This is a genomic window from Arenimonas caeni, assembly GCF_003024235.1.
Lineage (GTDB): Bacteria > Pseudomonadota > Gammaproteobacteria > Xanthomonadales > Xanthomonadaceae > Arenimonas > Arenimonas caeni.
The window spans coordinates 296270-312919 of record NZ_KZ679084.1 but is presented as its reverse complement, the minus strand read 5'-3'; the positions used below and the strand labels follow the sequence as shown (position 1 = coordinate 312919).

General features: G+C 71.6%; 20 protein-coding genes. 10 read left to right on the top strand and 10 right to left on the bottom strand.

Going from position 1 to position 16650, the window contains the following annotated elements:
* Positions 1-52: 52 nt before the first annotated feature.
* On the bottom strand, positions 53-1132 hold the full coding sequence (gene aroB, locus C6N40_RS01560) for a 3-dehydroquinate synthase (protein WP_106989242.1): 1080 nt from the start codon (positions 1130-1132) through the stop codon (positions 53-55).
* Positions 1129-1668: a shikimate kinase gene (locus C6N40_RS01555; RefSeq protein ID WP_106989241.1), complete on the bottom strand. Its 540-nt coding sequence runs from the start codon at positions 1666-1668 to the stop codon at positions 1129-1131. The genes aroB and C6N40_RS01555 overlap by 4 nt, the downstream gene beginning before the upstream one ends.
* A gap of 62 nt (positions 1669-1730) precedes the next feature.
* Here C6N40_RS01555 and C6N40_RS01550 point away from each other — a divergent pair, with 62 nt between their 5' ends.
* Complete coding sequence (locus C6N40_RS01550; RefSeq protein WP_106989240.1) at positions 1731-2552, top strand: NAD-dependent epimerase/dehydratase family protein; 822 nt, start codon at positions 1731-1733, stop codon at positions 2550-2552.
* Positions 2553-2597: 45 nt separating this feature from the next.
* Complete coding sequence (locus C6N40_RS01545; protein ID WP_106989239.1) at positions 2598-2804, top strand: dodecin family protein; 207 nt, start codon at positions 2598-2600, stop codon at positions 2802-2804.
* Here the strand turns inward: C6N40_RS01545 and C6N40_RS01540 are convergent.
* Positions 2785-3612 (bottom strand): kinase, encoded by an 828-nt coding sequence (locus C6N40_RS01540; protein WP_106989238.1) that lies wholly within the window; start codon positions 3610-3612, stop codon positions 2785-2787. The two genes, C6N40_RS01545 and C6N40_RS01540, sit on opposite strands and share 20 nt — an antisense overlap.
* 35 nt (positions 3613-3647) lie before the next feature.
* On the opposite strand from C6N40_RS01540, the gene pdxH reads away from it, so the two are divergent.
* Entirely contained in the window at positions 3648-4265 is a 618-nt protein-coding gene (gene pdxH / locus C6N40_RS01535; protein ID WP_106989237.1) for a pyridoxamine 5'-phosphate oxidase, read from the top strand.
* Positions 4262-5059, top strand: a complete 798-nt coding sequence (locus C6N40_RS01530) for an ABC transporter substrate-binding protein (RefSeq protein WP_106989236.1) — start codon at positions 4262-4264, stop codon at positions 5057-5059. Before pdxH ends, C6N40_RS01530 begins: the two co-directional genes overlap by 4 nt.
* Before the next feature lie 153 nt (positions 5060-5212).
* On the opposite strand, the gene C6N40_RS01525 is transcribed toward C6N40_RS01530, so the two are convergent.
* The 6 genes from C6N40_RS01525 to C6N40_RS01500 all read right to left on the bottom strand — a co-directional run bounded on the left by C6N40_RS01525 (position 5213) and on the right by C6N40_RS01500 (position 10322).
* Entirely contained in the window at positions 5213-6223 is a 1011-nt protein-coding gene (locus C6N40_RS01525) for a phosphotransferase family protein (RefSeq protein ID WP_106989235.1), read from the bottom strand.
* 158 nt (positions 6224-6381) lie between these two features.
* Positions 6382-7590 carry an acyl-CoA dehydrogenase family protein gene (locus C6N40_RS01520; protein ID WP_106989234.1) on the bottom strand — a complete coding sequence of 403 codons (1209 nt, stop codon included), beginning with the start codon at positions 7588-7590 and terminating at the stop codon, positions 6382-6384.
* A gap of 7 nt (positions 7591-7597) precedes the next feature.
* Positions 7598-8281: a histidine phosphatase family protein gene (locus tag C6N40_RS01515; RefSeq protein ID WP_162782013.1), complete on the bottom strand. Its 684-nt coding sequence runs from the start codon at positions 8279-8281 to the stop codon at positions 7598-7600.
* Complete coding sequence (locus C6N40_RS01510) at positions 8278-8715, bottom strand: DUF4426 domain-containing protein (RefSeq protein ID WP_162782012.1); 438 nt, start codon at positions 8713-8715, stop codon at positions 8278-8280. Before C6N40_RS01510 ends, C6N40_RS01515 begins: the two co-directional genes overlap by 4 nt.
* An 82-nt stretch (positions 8716-8797) precedes the next feature.
* Entirely contained in the window at positions 8798-9613 is an 816-nt protein-coding gene (gene proC / locus C6N40_RS01505) for a pyrroline-5-carboxylate reductase (RefSeq protein WP_106989231.1), read from the bottom strand.
* Between the two features lie 28 nt (positions 9614-9641).
* Positions 9642-10322 (bottom strand): YggS family pyridoxal phosphate-dependent enzyme, encoded by a 681-nt coding sequence (locus C6N40_RS01500; protein ID WP_106989230.1) that lies wholly within the window; start codon positions 10320-10322, stop codon positions 9642-9644.
* Positions 10323-10409: 87 nt separating this feature from the next.
* Between C6N40_RS01500 and C6N40_RS01495 the strand changes: the two genes are divergently transcribed.
* The 6 genes from C6N40_RS01495 to C6N40_RS01470 all read left to right on the top strand — a co-directional run bounded on the left by C6N40_RS01495 (position 10410) and on the right by C6N40_RS01470 (position 15515).
* Positions 10410-11447 (top strand): type IV pilus twitching motility protein PilT, encoded by a 1038-nt coding sequence (locus C6N40_RS01495; RefSeq protein ID WP_106989229.1) that lies wholly within the window; start codon positions 10410-10412, stop codon positions 11445-11447.
* 77 nt (positions 11448-11524) lie between these two features.
* Entirely contained in the window at positions 11525-12655 is a 1131-nt protein-coding gene (locus C6N40_RS01490; protein ID WP_106989228.1) for a PilT/PilU family type 4a pilus ATPase, read from the top strand.
* A 6-nt stretch (positions 12656-12661) separates the two neighbouring features.
* Complete coding sequence (locus C6N40_RS01485; protein WP_106989227.1) at positions 12662-13486, top strand: hypothetical protein; 825 nt, start codon at positions 12662-12664, stop codon at positions 13484-13486.
* Positions 13487-13516: 30 nt separating this feature from the next.
* Entirely contained in the window at positions 13517-14080 is a 564-nt protein-coding gene (locus tag C6N40_RS01480; protein WP_106989226.1) for a YqgE/AlgH family protein, read from the top strand.
* Positions 14077-14553, top strand: a complete 477-nt coding sequence (gene ruvX / locus C6N40_RS01475; RefSeq protein WP_106989225.1) for a Holliday junction resolvase RuvX — start codon at positions 14077-14079, stop codon at positions 14551-14553. The genes C6N40_RS01480 and ruvX overlap by 4 nt, the downstream gene beginning before the upstream one ends.
* The gene (locus tag C6N40_RS01470; protein WP_106989224.1) at positions 14550-15515 is read left to right on the top strand and encodes an aspartate carbamoyltransferase catalytic subunit; all 966 of its coding nucleotides are present in this window, start codon (positions 14550-14552) and stop codon (positions 15513-15515) included. Before ruvX ends, C6N40_RS01470 begins: the two co-directional genes overlap by 4 nt.
* Before the next feature lie 271 nt (positions 15516-15786).
* Here C6N40_RS01470 and C6N40_RS01465 read toward each other — a convergent pair whose 3' ends face one another.
* A complete protein-coding gene (locus C6N40_RS01465) occupies positions 15787-16650 on the bottom strand; it encodes an energy transducer TonB (protein ID WP_106989223.1) in 864 nt (287 codons plus the stop codon).

Here is a 16650-nt window from a genome sequence, read left to right as displayed (position 1 = left end):
ATTGTATCCCGTCCCCCCATCCTCCTGCGCTCCTGCAGGCTCGCGGGAGCGGTCAGGCTGAGAGGACGGGGAGCAGGTCGGCTTCGGGGAGCGTGTCGACGACCTCGGCCTGGCCGAGGCCGCGCCAGAGGATGAGGCGCAGGGTGCCCGAGACGGCTTTCTTGTCCAGTCGCATGCGGGCGAGCAGGGCGGCCGGGTCGAGGCCGGCGGGGATCGTGGTGGGCAGGCCGAGGCGCGTGAGCAGGGCGGCCAGGCGCTCGGCGTCGGCGGCCGGGGCGCGGCCGAGGCGGGCCGAGAGACGGGCGGCGAGCACCATGCCGACGGCCACCGCCTCGCCGTGCAGCAGCCCGCCGTAGCCCTGCTGCGTTTCGATGGCGTGGCCGAAAGTGTGGCCGAAGTTGAGCAGCATGCGTTCGCCGCGTTCGGTTTCGTCGCGGGCGACGATGCCGGCCTTGTGCGCGCAGCAGCGGGCGATGGCCTCGGCAAGGGTCGCGTCGTCGCGGGCCAGCAGCGCGTCGGCATGGGCCTCGAGCCAGGCGAAGAAACCGGCGTCGCCGAGCGCGCCGTACTTCACCACCTCGGCCAGGCCCGCGCGCAGTTCGCGCGGTGGCAGCGTGGCGAGCGTGGCCGTGTCGGCGACGACCGCCGCCGGCTGGTGGAAGGCGCCGACCAGGTTCTTGCCCTCGGGCAGATCCACCGCCGTCTTGCCGCCCACCGAACTGTCCACCATCGCCAGCAGCGTCGTCGGCAGCTGCACGAAGCGCACCCCGCGCATCCAGCAGGCGGCAGCGAAACCGGCGAGGTCGCCGACCACGCCACCGCCCAGGGCCAGCACCGTCGCGTCGCGGCTGGCGCCCAGCGCGGCCAGCGCGGCCATCACCTCGCCGAAGCGCGCCAGCGTCTTTTCCTGCTCGCCCGGCGGCAGCACCAGCGTGCCCGCCTGCTTGCCCCCGAGCGCCGCCTCGACCAGGGGCAGGTAATGCGGCGCGACATGGGCATCGGTGACCACCAGCGCATGCCGGCCCGGCACCAGCGCCGCCAGCGCGGCGGCGTCGCCGAGCAGGCCGCGGCCGATGCGGATGGGGTAGCGGCGTTCGCCCAGCGCCACTTCGAGTTCGCGGGTTTCGCTCATGCCGCCTCCGTACGCTGCCAGCGCTCCTGCAGCCGGGCGTGCAGGCGCTCGGTCGCCGTCGCCACGGTCAGGCCGTCGGCATCGAACTCGAGGTCGGCCAGGGCCGCGTAGATCGGGCCGCGCACGGCGGCCAGGCCCTCGAGCCGCGCCTGCTTGTCGGGGCCGGCCAGCAGCGGGCGGCTGCGGTCGCGGGCCAGGCGCTCGAGCTGCTGCGCCACGCTCACCTGCAGGTGCACCACGAAACCGCGCGCCGCCAGCGCACGCCGGTTGGCCTCGTCGAGCACGGCGCCGCCGCCGGTGGCCACCAGCTGGTCGCGGCCCTGCATCAGCTCGGCGATCAGCGCCGATTCGCGCTGGCGGAAGCCGGCCTCGCCCTCGCATTCGAAGATCACCGGCACCGCGGCGCCGGTGCGCTCTTCGAGCAGCTGGTCGCAGTCGACGAAGGCCAGGCCCAGCCGTTTGGCAAGCTGCCTGCCGATCGAGGTCTTGCCCGCGCCCATGGGGCCGACGAGCACGAGGTTTGGCGCGGGGTTCATGGGGTGCGATGCTAGCATCCGGGCGCATCGCGACCGTGTGTGGATCGCGCCCGGGGGTGGCCATGGCTCAGTTCAAGTTCGATGGACCGGTGCTGGTCGCCGGGGCCGGCGATGTCGGCGGCCGGCTGGCGCGCCTGCTTGCCGATGCCGGCACCGAAGTGATCACCCTGCGCCGGCGCGAGGCCGATGCCGGCCCGGGCATCCGTGCCCTTCGCGCCGACCTCGCCGGTGGCGATGGCCTGCAGGCGCTGCCGCGGGCCTGCGCCGCGCTGGTCTTCTGCGCGGCGCCCGACGCGCGCGAGGAAGCGGCCTACCGCAGGCTCTACATCGACGGGCTGTCGCGCCTGCTGGCGGCCACCGAGGCGCCGCGCGTGCTGCTCACCTCGTCGACGGCCGTGTACGCCGAGGACGCCGGCGAGTGGGTGGACGAAACCACGCCGGCGCGGCCGCCGGCCTTCAATGGCCGGGTGCTGCTGGAGGCGGAGGCCTTGCTGTCCACGCGTCCGGGTGGCGTCGCGCTGCGCCTGACCGGGCTCTACGGCCCCGGGCGCGAGTGGCTGCTGCGCCGCGCCCGCGCCGGCGAGCCGGGGGCGCGCCGCTGGGGCAACCGGATCCACGTGCAGGATGCCGCCGGGGCGCTGGCCCACCTGCTGGCGCTCGATGCCCCGGCCCCGCTGTACCTGGGCAGCGACGACCTGCCGGCGCTCGAGTGCGAGGTGCTGGCCTGGGTGCGGGCCTGCGAGGGCCTGGAGGCGGCTCCGGCGCCGCCGGCCGGGCCGGAAACCGGCCGGCGGGTGCGCAACCAGCGCCTGCGTGCCAGCGGCTGGGCGCCGGCGTTTACGGACTACAGGGCCGGTTATGGCCCCCTGCTGCGTAGCGGCTAGTAGCCGGGGCCACTCCCGGCGATGCCATCGCAATGGAGAAGTGCCATGAGTACCGTCACCAAAGTGATCGAAGTTTCCTCGTCCTCCAAGAAGAACATGGAAGACGCCGTGCAGTCCGGCCTGAAGAAGGTCGCCAAGAGCGTGAAGAACATCAAGGGCGCCTGGGTGAACGAGATCAAGGTCGTCACCGGCGACGACGGCAGCATCACCGAGTGGCGCGTGAACATGCGCGTCAGCTTCGTGGTGGACTGAGCACCCTTCGTTCCCCGTCGAGCGCGATCTCCCGGTCGGCGATGCCGGGCAGCGTCCGCATCGCCTGCCGGCTGGTGCGCTCGAAGAACAGCACGAAACGCTCGACCTGGTCGCGGCTCATCGCCTTGCGGCCCGGGTGGGCGGCCTGCAGCGTGACTTCCTGCTGCCAGCGCCAGGCCGGCACCACGTCGAAGCCCGGGCCGCGCAGCCAGGTGAGGTGGTCGAGCCGCGCCCACAGCGGCGCGTAGCGGCCCAGCGCCTCGTTGCAGTAACGACGCCAGGTGCCGTCCGGGTCCTCGTCGCGCTCGAGCGCATTGAGCGGCGTGGCCAGTTCGTCCTGCGCCTGCGGCGGCACCTTGTGGAACCAGCCCTCGAAGACCACGGCGCGCAGGCCGGCCGGCGACCGCGGCCAGCGCGAGGGCGGCAGGCGCCGGTCGCCGATCTTGTCGAAACGCGGCAGCGGCACGGCGCGGCCCGCGCGCAGGCCGTCGATGGTTTCCAGCGCCAGGTCGATGTCGTGGCTGCCCGGCGGCCCGCGCGTGGCGAGCAGCGGGTGCACGCGCCGGCCGAGCGCAAGGCGTTCACGCCGGCCCAGGTAGAAATCATCGATCGACAGCACCACCACCGGCAGGCCGCGCCGGCGCGCCATGGCGGCCATGTCGGCAGCCAGCGTCGACTTGCCGGTGCCCTGCAGGCCGGTCAGGCCATAGACTGGCACTTCGGCCGCCAGGCCCAGCGCTTCGGCCAGCCGCGCGGCGATGAAATCGGGCGTGTGGTGGCCGGCGACAGGGTGCAGGGAAGGGTCCATCGGCGCGACAATACGGCAAGCCCCGGGAGCATTGAATGAACGACACGTCCACATCCGCCGCCGATCCGCTGCTGGCCGAGGCGATCGACACCTTCACCGCGCTGCTGGCGGAAGCCCGCGAGGCCGGCGACCCGGAACCGACCGCGATGACCCTGGCCACCGCTGATGCCGAGGGCCGGCCTTCGGCGCGAACCGTGCTGCTCAAGGCGCACGACGCGCGCGGCTTCGTCTTCTACACCAACTACGACAGCCGCAAGGGCCGCCAGCTGACCGAGAACCCGCACGCGGCGCTGCTGTTCCTGTGGAAGACGCTGCGCGAGCAGGTGCAGGCCAAGATCGAGGGTACGGTCGAGCCGGTGACGCTGGCCGAGGCCGACGCCTATTTCGCCACCCGGCCGCGGCCGAGCCAGATCGGCGCCTGGGCCTCGCTGCAGTCGCAGGCGATGGCATCGCGCGAGCAGTTCGAGGCCCGGTTCGCCGCGTTCGAGAAGAAGTTCGAAGGGGGCGAGGTGCCGCGGCCTCCGCACTGGTCCGGTTTCCGCGTGGTGCCCGAGCGCATCGAGATCTGGTACGGCGCCCGCTACCGCCTGCACGAGCGCCAGCACTACGAGCGCGTCGACGGCGCCTGGACCAAGCGGATGCTGTATCCGTGAGCCACGGCCCGCGCCGCATCGTCTGCCTCACCGAGGAACCCACCGAGGTCTTGTACGCTCTGGGCGAGCAGGACCGCATCGTCGGCATCAGCGGCTTCACGGTGCGGCCGCCGCGGGCGCGCCGCGAGAAACCCAAGGTCAGCGCCTTCACCTCGGCCAAGATCGACGAGATCCTCGCCCTCGAACCCGACTTCGTGGTCGGGTTTTCGGACATCCAGGCCGACATCGCCGCCGAGCTGGTGCGGCGCGGCGTGGAGGTTTGGATCAGCAACCATCGCAGCGTCGACGGCATCCTCGACTACGTGCGCCGGCTCGGCGCGCTGGTGGGCGCGTCAGCCGCCGCCGACGATTACGCCGACGGGCTGCAGCGCGGGCTCGATGCCATCGTCGCGGAGGCGGCGACCCTGCCGCGCCGGCCCAGGGTGTACTTCGAGGAGTGGGACGAGCCGCGCATCAGCGGCATCCGCTGGGTGGCCGAACTGGTGCGCATCGCCGGCGGCGACGACATCTTCCCGGAGCTCGCGGCGCAGTCGCTGGCCAAACACCGCATCCTGGCCAACGATGATCAGATCATCGCCCGCGCCCCGGACATCGTCTTCGGCTCCTGGTGCGGCAAGAAATTCCGCCCCGAGAAGGTCGCCGCGCGCCCGGGCTGGGCCGACGTGCCGGCCGTGCGCGGTGGCCACCTGCACGAAATCAAGTCGCCGATCATCCTCCAGCCCGGCCCCGCCGCCCTCACCGACGGCGTGCGTGAAATGGCCGGCCATATCCGCCGCTGGGCGCTTGAAGGCTGATTTCTTGCCACGGATGAACACGGATGAACACGGATGAACACGGATGAACACGGATAAGAGCGGATAAAACTTACATTTGCTCTTGCTCTATCTGTGTTCATCCGTGGCAAAACCCTCTTTTCCGCTTCATCCGCGCAAACCCGTGGCAAAAGATCACCCCTCCAGTGCCGACGCGCCGAGGCCGGCGAGCAGGGCGGTCATCTGTCCGGCCTGGGCGGCCTGCTCGCTCGAGGCGTTGCCCTGCCGGGCGCGTTTGGCCACGCCCTGGGCGATGGCGGCGAGGCGGAAGAAGCTGAAGGCAAGTACGAACGACCAGTCGGCCGGCGCGGGCTGGCCGCTGAGTTCGCTATAGCGGGCCAGCAGCGCGTCTTCGGACGGGATGCCCAGCGCAGCGCGGTCCAGCCCGGCCAGGCCCGGCAGCGCCGGGTTGCGCGGCAGGCGCAGGGCCATGCAGAAGTAGCCCAGGTCGGCCAGCGGGTGGCCGAGCGTGCTCAGCTCCCAGTCCACCACCGCCAGCACGCGTGCCTGGTCGTGGGCGAACATCAGGTTGTCGATGCGGAAGTCGCCGTGCACGAGCGACACGCGGCCGTCGTCGGCGGGGCAGCGCGCCGGCAGGCGTTCGATCAGCGCCTCCATCGCCGGGATCGCCTCGGTTTCGCTGGCGCGGTATTGCTCGGTCCAGCGGTGCACCTGGCGGGCGAAATAGTTGCCCGGCTTGCCGTAGTCGGCCAGGCCGATGGCGGCCGGGTCGAGCGCATGCAGGGCGGCGAGCGTGGCGATGATCGCCTCGTAGTGCGCCGCGCGCTGCGCGGGCGACAGGTCGGGTAGGGAAGGGTCCCAGTGCACCCGGCCATCGACGAATTCCATCAGGTAGAACATCGAGCCGATCACCGACTCGTCGCTGCACAGGTGCAGTGGCCTGGCCACCGGCACCGGGCCGCCGTGCAGGGCCTGCAGCACGCGGAACTCGCGGTCCACCGCATGCGCCGAAGGCAGCAGCTTGCCCGGCGGCTTGCGCCGCAGCACGTACTTCCCGCTCGCAGCCTCGACCAGGTAGGTCGGGTTCGACTGCCCGCCCTTGAACTTGGTCGCCACCAGCGGTCCCCGGAACCCCATCAGGTTCGCCTCCAGGTACGCCGCCAACTCGGTTTCAGGAAGGATCATCGTTGCCTCTTGGAATCATTTGCCACGGAAGAACACGGATAGACACGGATAAGAGCGGATAGAACTCAAATTTGCTTTTGTCCTATCCGTGTTTATCCGTGTTCTTCCGTGGCCAAAATATTCCTTCCGACTTATCCGTCTGCATCCGCGGCAAGAAATCAGGCCTTGAGCATGGAGCGGGCGAGGGCGGCGAGGTGGACTTCGTCGGGACCGTCGGCCAGGCGCAGGCTGCGGGCGCCGGCGTAGGCCTGGGCGAGGAAGTGGTCCTGGCTCAGGCCGCCGCCGCCGTGCAGCTGGATGGCGCGGTCGATCACGCGGCAGGCCATCGAGGGCGCCACGATCTTGATCATGCCGATCAGGTCCTTGGCGCCCTTGTTGCCGCGGGCGTCCAGCGCCGCCGCGGCCTGCAGGGTCAGCAGCCGGGCCTGCTCGATCTCGCAGCGGCTGCGCGCGATCGCTTCCTGGGCCATGCCGTGGCCGCCCAGCGGCCTGCCGAAGGCCACGCGCGTGCGGGCGCGTTCGACCATCGCCTCCAGCGCGCGCTGCGCCAGGCCGATCAGCCGCATGCAGTGGTGGATGCGTCCCGGCCCCAGCCGGGCCTGGGCGATGGCGAATCCGCTGCCCGGTTCGCCCAGCCGGTTCGACACCGGCACGCGCACGTTTTCGAAGGCCAGCTCGACGTGGCCCGAGGGCGCGTCGTCGTAGCCGAACACCGTCAGCGGACGCGCGATGCGCACGCCCGGCGTGTCCATCGGCACCAGCACCATCGACTGGCGCTGGTGCGCCGGCGCGTCGGGCTCGGTCACGCCCATCACGATCAGGATCGCGCAGCGCGGGTCGGCGGCGCCGGTGGTCCACCACTTGCGGCCGTTGATCACGTACTCGTCGCCCTCGCGCACGATGGGCATGGCGATGTTGGTGGCGTCGGAGCTGGCCACGTCCGGCTCGGTCATGGCGAAGCCCGAGCGGATCTCGCCGGCCAGCAGCCGCGGCAGCCAGGGCGCCTGCTGATGCGGCGTGGCGAAGTGCATCAGCACTTCCATGTTGCCGGTGTCGGGTGCGTTGCAGTTGAACACTTCCGGCGCCACCAGCGAGCGGCCCATGGCTTCGGCCACGGGCGCGTAGTCGAGGTTGGACAGCCCGCCGGCCGATTCGGGCAGGAAAAGGTTCCACAGCCCCTGCGCCTTCGCTTCGGCCTTGAGCGCCTCGAGCACCGGCGGGATCGACCAGCGCGTGGCCGGGTCGGCGGCGTGCGCGGCGAACCCGGGCTCAGCCGGCACGATGCGCTCCCGGACGAAGGCGGCCACGCGGGCCTGCAGTTCGCGCGAGCGCGGGGAGAACGGGAACAGGCTGCCGTCGTGGCTCATGCGCGCCTCAGTAGTAGGTCCACAGTTCCCGCTGCCCGTGCAGGTGCGGCAGGGCGTTCCAGCTGCCCAGGCGCAGCCGCCCGGCATGCGGGTGGAATTCGCTCAGCGCGCTGTTGCGCAGCGAGAGGTTGAGTTCGACGGCGCGCTCGACCGGCACGTCCAGCGCCATCTGCGCCAGGCGCGAGATCACGCCGCCGGAGGTGAGCACGAGCGCCTCGCTGCTGCCGGCCAGCGCCTGCAGGCGCTCCCCGGCGGCGTGCACGCGCTCGCCGAAGGCCGACCAGCTTTCCGGCAGGCCCGGCAGTTCGTCGCGGGCCCAGGCCAGCAGCGCGGCCTGCAGCATGGCGGCGATGTCCTGCGGCCGGCCGCTGCGGCTGGCGACGACGACCGGGTGGTCGGCGTTCCCGCGCAGGTAGGCGCCGAACACGGCCTCGTGGTCGAACTCGGCGAAGCCGGTGTCTTCGTGCAGCTCCGGCAGCGGCAGGCCGCGCTCCTCGAACGCGCGCCGCACGCCCTCGGCCGTCTGCCGGTGCCGGCGCATGCCGCCCACCAGCACCGCCTCGAAGCGATGGCCGCCGTCGGCCAGCCAGTCGCCCAGCCGGCGCGACTGCTCCAGGCCCCGGTCGGAGAGCTGGTCGTAGTCGGCGGCGCCGAAACTCGCCTGTCCATGGCGAACCAGCAGCAGGCTCACTGGGGGAAGAATTCCTGGCGGAAGGTGGCGCGCATCTGCTTGGCCTCGCCCTCGACGACCACGGTCAGGTCGAAGCTCAGCGTGTCCTGGCCGCTCACGCGCGCCTCGCCCAGGTAGTAGAGCGCGTCGCCGTCGCGAACCTCGCGCATGCGCACGTCCTGGCGCTGGCCGGCGAGGTTGGTGGCCGACACCGTCACGTCCGCGGCCACCGCCACGTCGGCGCCGGGTTCGCCGCGGCGCAGCGAGACATTGACCAGGGCGCGGTTGGCCGAGCGGGTGACGCCGTACTGGCGCGCCACTTCGGGCGTCAGTTCGGTGGTGGGCAGGGCGTTGAAATGCACGCGCAGGTCGCCGCTGCGCAGGAAGCCCGCGCCGGCGGCGGGCAGGGCCGCGGCGAGGGCGAGCAGGGCGGCTAGGAAGTACGTCGGGCGCATGGCCGGGCCTCCTTCGTGGCGGGTTTGCATCATCGCGCCGGTGGCCGGCCCGCGTCCATTGTCGTGGGGCGCGCCAACAGCATCAGCCGGCGCTCAGCTCGCGGCCGCGCCGGGTCGCGGCCGCGATGGCCTCGTGGACGAGGCGGCGGAAATCGTTGCCCTCGAAGCTTTCGATCGCCGCCTGGGTGGTGCCGCCGGGCGAGGTGACGCGCTTGCGCAGGGTGGCGGCGTCCTCGCCGGTTTCGCTGAGCATGCGCGCCGCGCCCAGCAGGGTCTGCAGCACCAGGGTGCGGGCGGTGTCGGGCGCCAGGCCCTGGGCCTCGCCGGCGGCCTGCATGGCCTCGGCGAGCAGGAAGACATAGGCCGGGCCGCTGCCGGAGACGGCGGTGACGGCGTCCATCAGCGCCTCGTCGGGGATCCAGGCGGTCAGGCCGGCCGCGCTCATCAGCGCCTCGGCGGCCTCGCGGCCGGCGGCGTCGACGCGCTCGTTCGCGAACAGGCCGGTGGCGCCGGCGCCCAGCAGCGAGGGCGTGTTGGGCATGGTGCGCACCACGGCCTGGCCGCCGCCGAGCCATTGGTCGATCTGCCCGGCGGTGATGCCGGCGGCGATCGACACCACCAGCGGCCGGCCGGTGGCGGCCAGCGGCGCCAGCGACTCGCACACGGCCTTCATCACCTGCGGCTTCACCGCCAGCACCCAGGTGCCGGCCCCCGCGGCCGCGCCGGTCGCCGCGTCGAAGGTGGCCACCCCGAAATCGGCGGCCAGCGCCGTGCGCAGCGCCTCGACCGGTTCGACCACGCGCAGGGCGCCGGGCGCCCGGCCGCGCGCCACCAGGCCGCCGATGAGGCTGCGCGCCATGTTGCCGCCGCCGATGAATGCAATCGTGTCCTTGTCCATGGCCGGGTTCTCCTCGGGTCGGATGGGTTCAGCCGCGTGGGCCGAACAGGGCGGTGCCGATGCGCACCAGGGTGGCTCCCTCGGCGATCGCCAGCGGGTAATCGTCGCTCATGCCCATCGACAGGGTATCGACGCCGGGGTGGCTGGCGGCGAGCTGGTCGTAGAGTTGCCTGAGGCGCCGGAAGGCGTCGCGCCGGGCCGCTTCGTCCGGCGCCGGCGCCGGGATGGCCATCAGGCCGCGCAGGCGCAGGCGCGGCGCCGCCGCCACCGCCCCGGCCAGCGCGGGCACCTCGGCCGGGGCGCAGCCCGACTTGCTGGCTTCGTCGTCGATGTTGACCTGGATGAGCACGTTCAGCGGCGGCCGGTCGGCGGGACGGGCCTGGTCGAGCGCCTTCACGAGCTTGGCGCGGTCCACCGACTGCACCCAGTCGAAGGCCTGGGCGGCCTCCCGGGCCTTGTTGGACTGCAGGTGGCCGATGAGGTGCCATTCCAGCCCCAGCCCGGCGAGTTCACGGGCCTTGGCCAGTCCTTCCTGCACATAGTTCTCGCCGAAGGCGCGCTGGCCGGCCGCGGCCAGGACGGCCACTTCGGCGGCGCTGCGGGTCTTGGAGACGGCCAGCAGTTTCACGCCGTCTGGCCGGCCCGCCAGCTTGGCCGCGTTTTCAATGGTTTGCAGGACACCGTGCAGGGTCTGATGCGGCTTTTCCATGGGTGGTTTTGCCCCTCTGGGATGGCGCTATACTGCCCCGGGAACGTGCGGTCGCCTATCCGTTGACGCACCAAGGGGACATAGCTAATGGACATCGCCGAGCTGCTGGCATTTTCGGTCAAGAACAAGGCCTCCGACCTGCACCTGTCGGCCGGCCTGCCGCCCATGATCCGCGTGGACGGCGACGTCCGGCGCATCAACATCCCTGCGCTCGACCACAAGCAGGTGCACGCGCTGGTCTACGACATCATGTCGGACAAGCAGCGGCGCGACTACGAGGAATTCCTCGAGGTCGACTTCTCCTTCGAAATCCCGGGCCTGGCGCGCTTCCGCGTCAACGCCTTCAACCAGAACCGCGGCGCCGGCGCCGTGTTCCGCACCATTCCCAGCCAGATCCTCTCGCTCGAGGAGCTGGCCGCGCCCAAGATCTTCGCCGAGCTGATCAACCAGCCCCAGGGCCTGATCCTGGTCACCGGCCCCACCGGCTCGGGCAAGTCCACCACGCTGGCGGCGATGGTCGACCACATCAACAAGAACGAATTCGGCCACATCCTCACCGTCGAGGACCCGATCGAGTTCGTGCACACCTCGCAGAAGTGCCTGGTCAACCAGCGCGAGGTGCACCGCGACACCCACGGCTTCAACGAGGCCCTGCGCTCGGCGCTGCGTGAAGACCCGGACTACATCCTGGTCGGCGAGATGCGCGACCTCGAGACCATCCGCCTGGCGCTCACCGCCGCCGAGACCGGCCACCTGGTGTTCGCCACCCTGCACACCTCGTCGGCGGCCAAGACCATCGACCGCATCATCGACGTGTTCCCGGCCGGCGAGAAGCCGATGGTCCGCTCCATGCTCTCCGAGTCGCTGCGCGCGGTCATCTCGCAGTCGCTGCTCAAGAAGGTGGGCGGCGGCCGCATGGCGGCGCACGAAATCATGGTGGCCACCCCGGCCATCCGCAACCTGATCCGCGAGGACAAGGTCGCGCAGATGTACTCTTCCATCCAGACCGGCCAGCAGTACGGCATGCAGACGCTCGACCAGTGCCTGCAGGACATCGTCAAGCGTGGCCTGGTCACCAAGTTGCAGGCCCGCGAGTACGCCAAGGAAAAGAAGCTTTTCGACTGACGTTCGCCGGAGGGGGCTGGCAGGACGCCGCATGAGACCGGTCCCGGGCGCCCGCCCGGGGCCACACAGGAGCAAGCATGAGCAGTATCGACTTCACCTCCTTCCTGAAGCTGATGGCGCACAAGAAGGCGTCGGACCTGTTCATCACGGCGGGCGTCCCGCCGTCAATGAAGGTCAACGGCAAGCTCTCGCCCATCACCCAGAACCCGCTCACGCCGCAGCAGTCGCGCGACCTGGTGCTCAACGTCATGAACCCCTCGCAGCGCGAGGAGTTCGAAAAGACCCATGAGTGCAACTTCGCCATCGGCGTGTCCGGCGTCGGCCGCTTCCGCGTGTCGTGCTTCTACCAGCGCAACCAGGTCGGCATGGTGCTGCGCCGCATCGAGACGCGCATCCCGACGGTCGAGGAACTGAGTCTGCCGCCGGTCATCAAGACCCTGGCGATGACCAAGCGCGGCATCATCCTGTTCGTCGGCGCCACCGGCACGGGCAAGTCCACCTCGCTGGCGGCGATGATCGGCTACCGCAACCAGAACTCCTCGGGCCACATCATCACCATCGAGGACCCGATCGAGTTCGTGCACAAGCACGAGGGCTGCATCATCACCCAGCGCGAGGTCGGCATCGACACCGACAGCTGGGAGGCGGCGCTCAAGAACACCCTGCGCCAGGCGCCCGACGTGATCATGATCGGCGAGGTGCGCACCCGCGAGGGCATGGACCACGCCATCGCCTTCGCCGAAACCGGCCACCTGGTGCTGTGCACCCTGCACGCGAACAACGCCAACCAGGCGATGGACCGCATCATCAACTTCTTCCCGGAAGACCGTCGCAGCCAGCTGCTGATGGACCTTTCGATGAACCTCAAGGGCGTGGTTGCCCAGCAGCTGATCCCCACGCCGGACGGCAAGGCCCGCCGCGTGGCCATGGAAATCCTGCTCGGCACGCCGCTGGTGCAGGACTACATCCGCGACGGCGAGATCCACAAGCTCAAGGACGTCATGAAGGAATCGACGAACCTGGGCATGAAGACCTTCGACCAGGCCCTGTTCGAGCTCTACCAGGCCGGCGAGATCAGCTACGAGGACGCCCTGCGCTTCGCCGACTCGGCCAACGAGGTGCGCCTGAAGATCAAGCTGGCCCAGGGCGGCGACGCCCGCACGCTCAGCCAGGGCCTGGACGGCGTGGAGCTGTCCGAAGCCAAGTAAGCCGCCTTGGCCCTCGCCGAGGCGATCCTCGCGCTCACGCTCGCGGCGTCCGATGCACCATCGGGCGCCGCGCCGCGTCCGCTGGACCGGGTCAGCGTCTGGATCGGCGGCTTCGAGCCCAGTTCGGACACCACCATCTCCGCGGGCGCCCGCTCCAACGGCTACGACCTCAGCGGCCAGCTCAACCTCGAGCGCGACCTCGGCCTGGACCGGCGCCAGCCGGTGAGCCATGCCCGGGTCGATTTCCTGGTCGGCAAGCGCCAGGGCCTGTCGCTGGAGTATTTCGGCTTCGACCGGGCCAACCGCGCCCGGCTGGCCCGCGACATCGAGTACCAAGGCCGCATCTACGCCGCCGAGGCCGAGTTGAGCGGCGAGCTCGACTACGACTTCAGCAGCGTGGCCTGGCGCTGGTGGTTCGGCGACGAGGCCACCGTCTGGGGCCTGGGCCTGGGCGTGGCCCACTACCGCGTCAGCACCCTGTTCGACGGCCGCGCGATCGTGGAAGGGGTGGAGGTGGATGGTCGCGTGTCGAGCCGCGACGGGGCCTACGCGCCGCTGCTGGCGCTGGGCTGGCGGCACTCGCTGGATGACCGCCTGCGCCTGTATGCCGAGGTTTCCGGCGTGGCCAAGGGCGGCGGCCCGCTGCAGGGCCACATCGCCGACGTCTCCCTGGGCCTGGAGTGGTTCGCGTTCCGGCGGCTGGGCCTGGCGCTCGAGTACGGCGGCACCCAGATCCGCCTCGAACGCGAGCACCCGGGCGCCGACGGCAACGGCGATGCGCGTCTGGACCTCAAGCTGCGCGGGCCTTCGCTGTTCCTTCGCCTGCGCTGAGCCGCGGCGCCGGCGCGCTAGAATGGCCGCATGGCCGAACCCCGTTCCCTCGCCGAACATTTCCTGATCGCCATGCCGGCGATGGATGATCCGAACTTCTTCCGTTCGGTCACCCTGGTCTGCCAGCACGACGACGAGGGCGCGATGGGCCTGGTGATCAACCACCCGGCCGACTACCGCTTCGGCGAGCTGCTCGGGCAGATGAAGCTGGAAACCAGCGACGCCAGCCTGGCCGACCGCCCGGTGCTGGCCGGCGGCCCGGTGCAGCCCGACCGCGGCTTCGTGCTGCACGACGACCCGCGCCCCTGGGATTCGAGCCTGCGCCTGGGCAACGGCCTAGCCGTGACCACCTCGCGCGACATCCTCGAAGCCATCGCCCGCGGCGAGGGCCCGGCGCGCTGGCACCTGGCCCTGGGCTACGCCGGCTGGACGGCCGGCCAGCTCGAGGACGAACTGGCGGCCAACAGCTGGCTGACGGTGCCGGCCGACGCCGGCATCCTCTTCGACACGCCGGTCGAGCTGCGCTGGCGCGCCGCCGCCGGCCGCCTGGGCGTCGACCTGGACCGCCTGGCCGATTACGCCGGGCACGCATGAGCGGCCCCACGACCCTGCTGGGCTTCGATGTCGGCGCCCGCCGCATCGGCGTGGCGGTGGGCAACACCGTCTCGGGCAGCGCGCGCGAACTGGGCGTGCTCGAGGTGCACGCCAGCGGTCCCGACTGGCCGCGCCTGGACCGCTGGATGGGCGAATGGCGCCCCGACGCGCTGGTGGTGGGCGACCCGGCCACGCTCGACGGTGGCGACCAGCCGGCCCGGCAGCGCGCCCGCGGTTTCGCCCGCGCCCTGGCCAAGCGCTACGGCCTGCCGGTGCAGCAGGTGGACGAGCGCCGCAGCTCGCTCGAGGCCGCCCGGCGCTTCGCCGCCGGCCGCGCCGCCGGCACCCGCCGCCGCCACCAGGCCAGCCAGCTCGACGCGCTGGCGGCGGTGGTGATCCTCGAACGCTGGCTCACCGAGCCCGACGCCCGCCAAGAACCGACCCCCGACCCCGGACCCGACGCCACGCCATGACCGCCGAACTCCAGCTCGAACCCGACGGCCGCCTGCGCCACCTGCTCAGCCTCGACGGCCTGCCCGCGCCGGTGCTGCGCCAGCTGCTCGACCAGGCCGAGCTGCTGCGCCCGCACGCCCTCGGCGGCAGCGCCCTGCGCGGCCGGCACGCGGGCCGCACCTGCTGCACGCTGTTCTTCGAGCCTTCCACCCGCACGCGCAGCAGTTTCCAGCTGGCCGCGGCGCGGCTGGGCATGGACGTGCTCAACTTCGACGTCTCGACCTCCTCGACCAAGAAGGGCGAAACGGCGCTCGACACGCTCAGGACCATCGAGGCCATGGGCGTGGACCTGTTCGTGATCCGCCACGCCAGCGATGGCGCGGTGGCCGAACTGGCCGCCGGCGCCAGGCCCGGCACCCGGGTGATCAACGCCGGCGACGGCCGCAGCAACCACCCGACCCAGGGCCTGCTCGACATGCTCACGCTGCGCCAGCACAAGGGCGCCGATTTCTCCGCGCTGAAGGTGCTGGTGGCCGGCGACGTGCTGCATTCGCGGGTGGCGCGCTCCGACCTGCAGGCGCTGCGCACGCTCGGCTGCGGCGAAATCCGCGTCTGCGGGCCGGCCAACCTGCTGCCGGGCCCCGAGGTGCTGCGTGGCTGCGAGGTGTTCCACGACATGGACGCGGCGGTCGAGGGCGTGGATGCGGCGATGATGCTGCGCCTGCAGCGCGAGCGCATGGAGCAGGGCCTGGTGCCCTCGCTCGAGGGTTATTACCGCGACTTCGGCCTCACGCCCGCCCGCCTGGCCCGCGCCGCCCCCGGCGCCATCGTGATGCACCCGGGCCCGATGAACCGCGGCGTCGAGATCGACGGCGACGTCGCCGACGGCCCCCGGTCGGTCATCCTCGAACAGGTCGCCAACGGCCTGCCCGTGCGCATGGCCGCCATCGACCTCCTCCTCGGCGCCACCGCCCCCCTCTGACCTCCTGCGGGCGGGCCTTCAGGCCTGACTGCCTGCGCGCTGCTGGCCTTTCCGGCCGGATGCCTGGCGGAGTGGCGCCGCCGCGCACGCGTACGACTCGCCGTCCGGCCGCGCGCAAGCGTCATCCCTGACCAGCTTACGGCCGTGCGTTGCGGACATCCTGTCCTCCACTCCGTCGAGTCGTACGCGTGCACGCCGCCTCCACCCGCGAAAGTAGCGAGTCGCCTGAGCCAAGAGCAGCAAAGGCGTCGGGCCTGAAGCCCCTCCCGCATCAGTCGGAGAGCACGGAGCCGTTCTGGAACTGCCAGGTGCGGGTGATGTGCAGCACGTCGACCTGTTCGGAGGTCTCGGGCAGGGGCGGGAAGGGCTCGGAGAGGCGAACGATGCGGGTGGCGGCCTGGTCGAGCACGCCCAGGCCGCTGGAGCGGTTGAGCAGGATGTCCTCGACGCTGCCGTCGCGGCGCACCGCCACCGTCATCACCAGCCGCCCGGACAGCCCGCGCCGGCGAGCCTCGTCCGGATAATTGAGGTTGCCCACCCGCTCCACCTTGGTCACCCAGGCCCGCAGATAGGCCGCGTACTCGTATTCGCGCGTGCTGGCGGACACGAATTTGCGCTTGGGGCGCTTGGCCAGCAGTTCCTGCCGGCGCTCGATCTCGGCCGCCAGCCGGGCCATCTCCAGGCTCTGCTCGATCAGCTCCTCGCCCCGGGGCAGCAGCTCGGGCTCGGTGTCGCGCTGGTCCTCGGGCGCCGGCAGCCGGTCGGGCGAGGGCGCCGTGGTGGCCAGCAGGCGCGGCACCGGCTCGGGCTCGGGCGGCGGGGCCTGGGCCACCAGCGGTTCCGGCGCCAGCCCGGCCTCCACTTTGGGCACCGGGGCCAGCTGCTCCTCGCGCGGGCGCTCGGCCCGTTCGCTCTCGCCGCCGCCCTGGTTGTCGGCCTGGGCGATGAAATCGGCGTCCTCGGGCGGGGTTTCGCTGCGGGTTTCGGTGAGGATCACGTCCAGGGTCGGCGCCACCGGCGCGGCCCGGTCCAGGGCAAAGCCCACGCCCAGGATCAGCACCCCGAACAGGATCGCCGACAGGGCCAGCGTGGCGCCCAGGCGGTCGCCGGGCCCGATGCCGGGGCGGGCCGCCAT

Coding starts and splice junctions, on each gene's coding strand:
- aroB (WP_106989242.1), bottom strand. CDS start 1,132: ATGAGCGAAACCCGCGAACTCGAAGTGGCGCTGGGCGAACGCCGCTAC.
- C6N40_RS01555 (WP_106989241.1), bottom strand. CDS start 1,668: ATGAACCCCGCGCCAAACCTCGTGCTCGTCGGCCCCATGGGCGCGGGC.
- C6N40_RS01550 (WP_106989240.1), top strand. CDS start 1,731: ATGGCTCAGTTCAAGTTCGATGGACCGGTGCTGGTCGCCGGGGCCGGC.
- C6N40_RS01545 (WP_106989239.1), top strand. CDS start 2,598: ATGAGTACCGTCACCAAAGTGATCGAAGTTTCCTCGTCCTCCAAGAAG.
- C6N40_RS01540 (WP_106989238.1), bottom strand. CDS start 3,612: ATGGACCCTTCCCTGCACCCTGTCGCCGGCCACCACACGCCCGATTTC.
- pdxH (WP_106989237.1), top strand. CDS start 3,648: ATGAACGACACGTCCACATCCGCCGCCGATCCGCTGCTGGCCGAGGCG.
- C6N40_RS01525 (WP_106989235.1), bottom strand. CDS start 6,223: ATGATCCTTCCTGAAACCGAGTTGGCGGCGTACCTGGAGGCGAACCTG.
- C6N40_RS01520 (WP_106989234.1), bottom strand. CDS start 7,590: ATGAGCCACGACGGCAGCCTGTTCCCGTTCTCCCCGCGCTCGCGCGAA.
- C6N40_RS01510 (WP_162782012.1), bottom strand. CDS start 8,715: ATGCGCCCGACGTACTTCCTAGCCGCCCTGCTCGCCCTCGCCGCGGCC.
- proC (WP_106989231.1), bottom strand. CDS start 9,613: ATGGACAAGGACACGATTGCATTCATCGGCGGCGGCAACATGGCGCGC.
- C6N40_RS01500 (WP_106989230.1), bottom strand. CDS start 10,322: ATGGAAAAGCCGCATCAGACCCTGCACGGTGTCCTGCAAACCATTGAA.
- C6N40_RS01495 (WP_106989229.1), top strand. CDS start 10,410: ATGGACATCGCCGAGCTGCTGGCATTTTCGGTCAAGAACAAGGCCTCC.
- C6N40_RS01490 (WP_106989228.1), top strand. CDS start 11,525: ATGAGCAGTATCGACTTCACCTCCTTCCTGAAGCTGATGGCGCACAAG.
- C6N40_RS01480 (WP_106989226.1), top strand. CDS start 13,517: ATGGCCGAACCCCGTTCCCTCGCCGAACATTTCCTGATCGCCATGCCG.
- ruvX (WP_106989225.1), top strand. CDS start 14,077: ATGAGCGGCCCCACGACCCTGCTGGGCTTCGATGTCGGCGCCCGCCGC.
- C6N40_RS01470 (WP_106989224.1), top strand. CDS start 14,550: ATGACCGCCGAACTCCAGCTCGAACCCGACGGCCGCCTGCGCCACCTG.
- C6N40_RS01465 (WP_106989223.1), bottom strand. CDS start 16,650: ATGGCGGCCCGCCCCGGCATCGGGCCCGGCGACCGCCTGGGCGCCACG.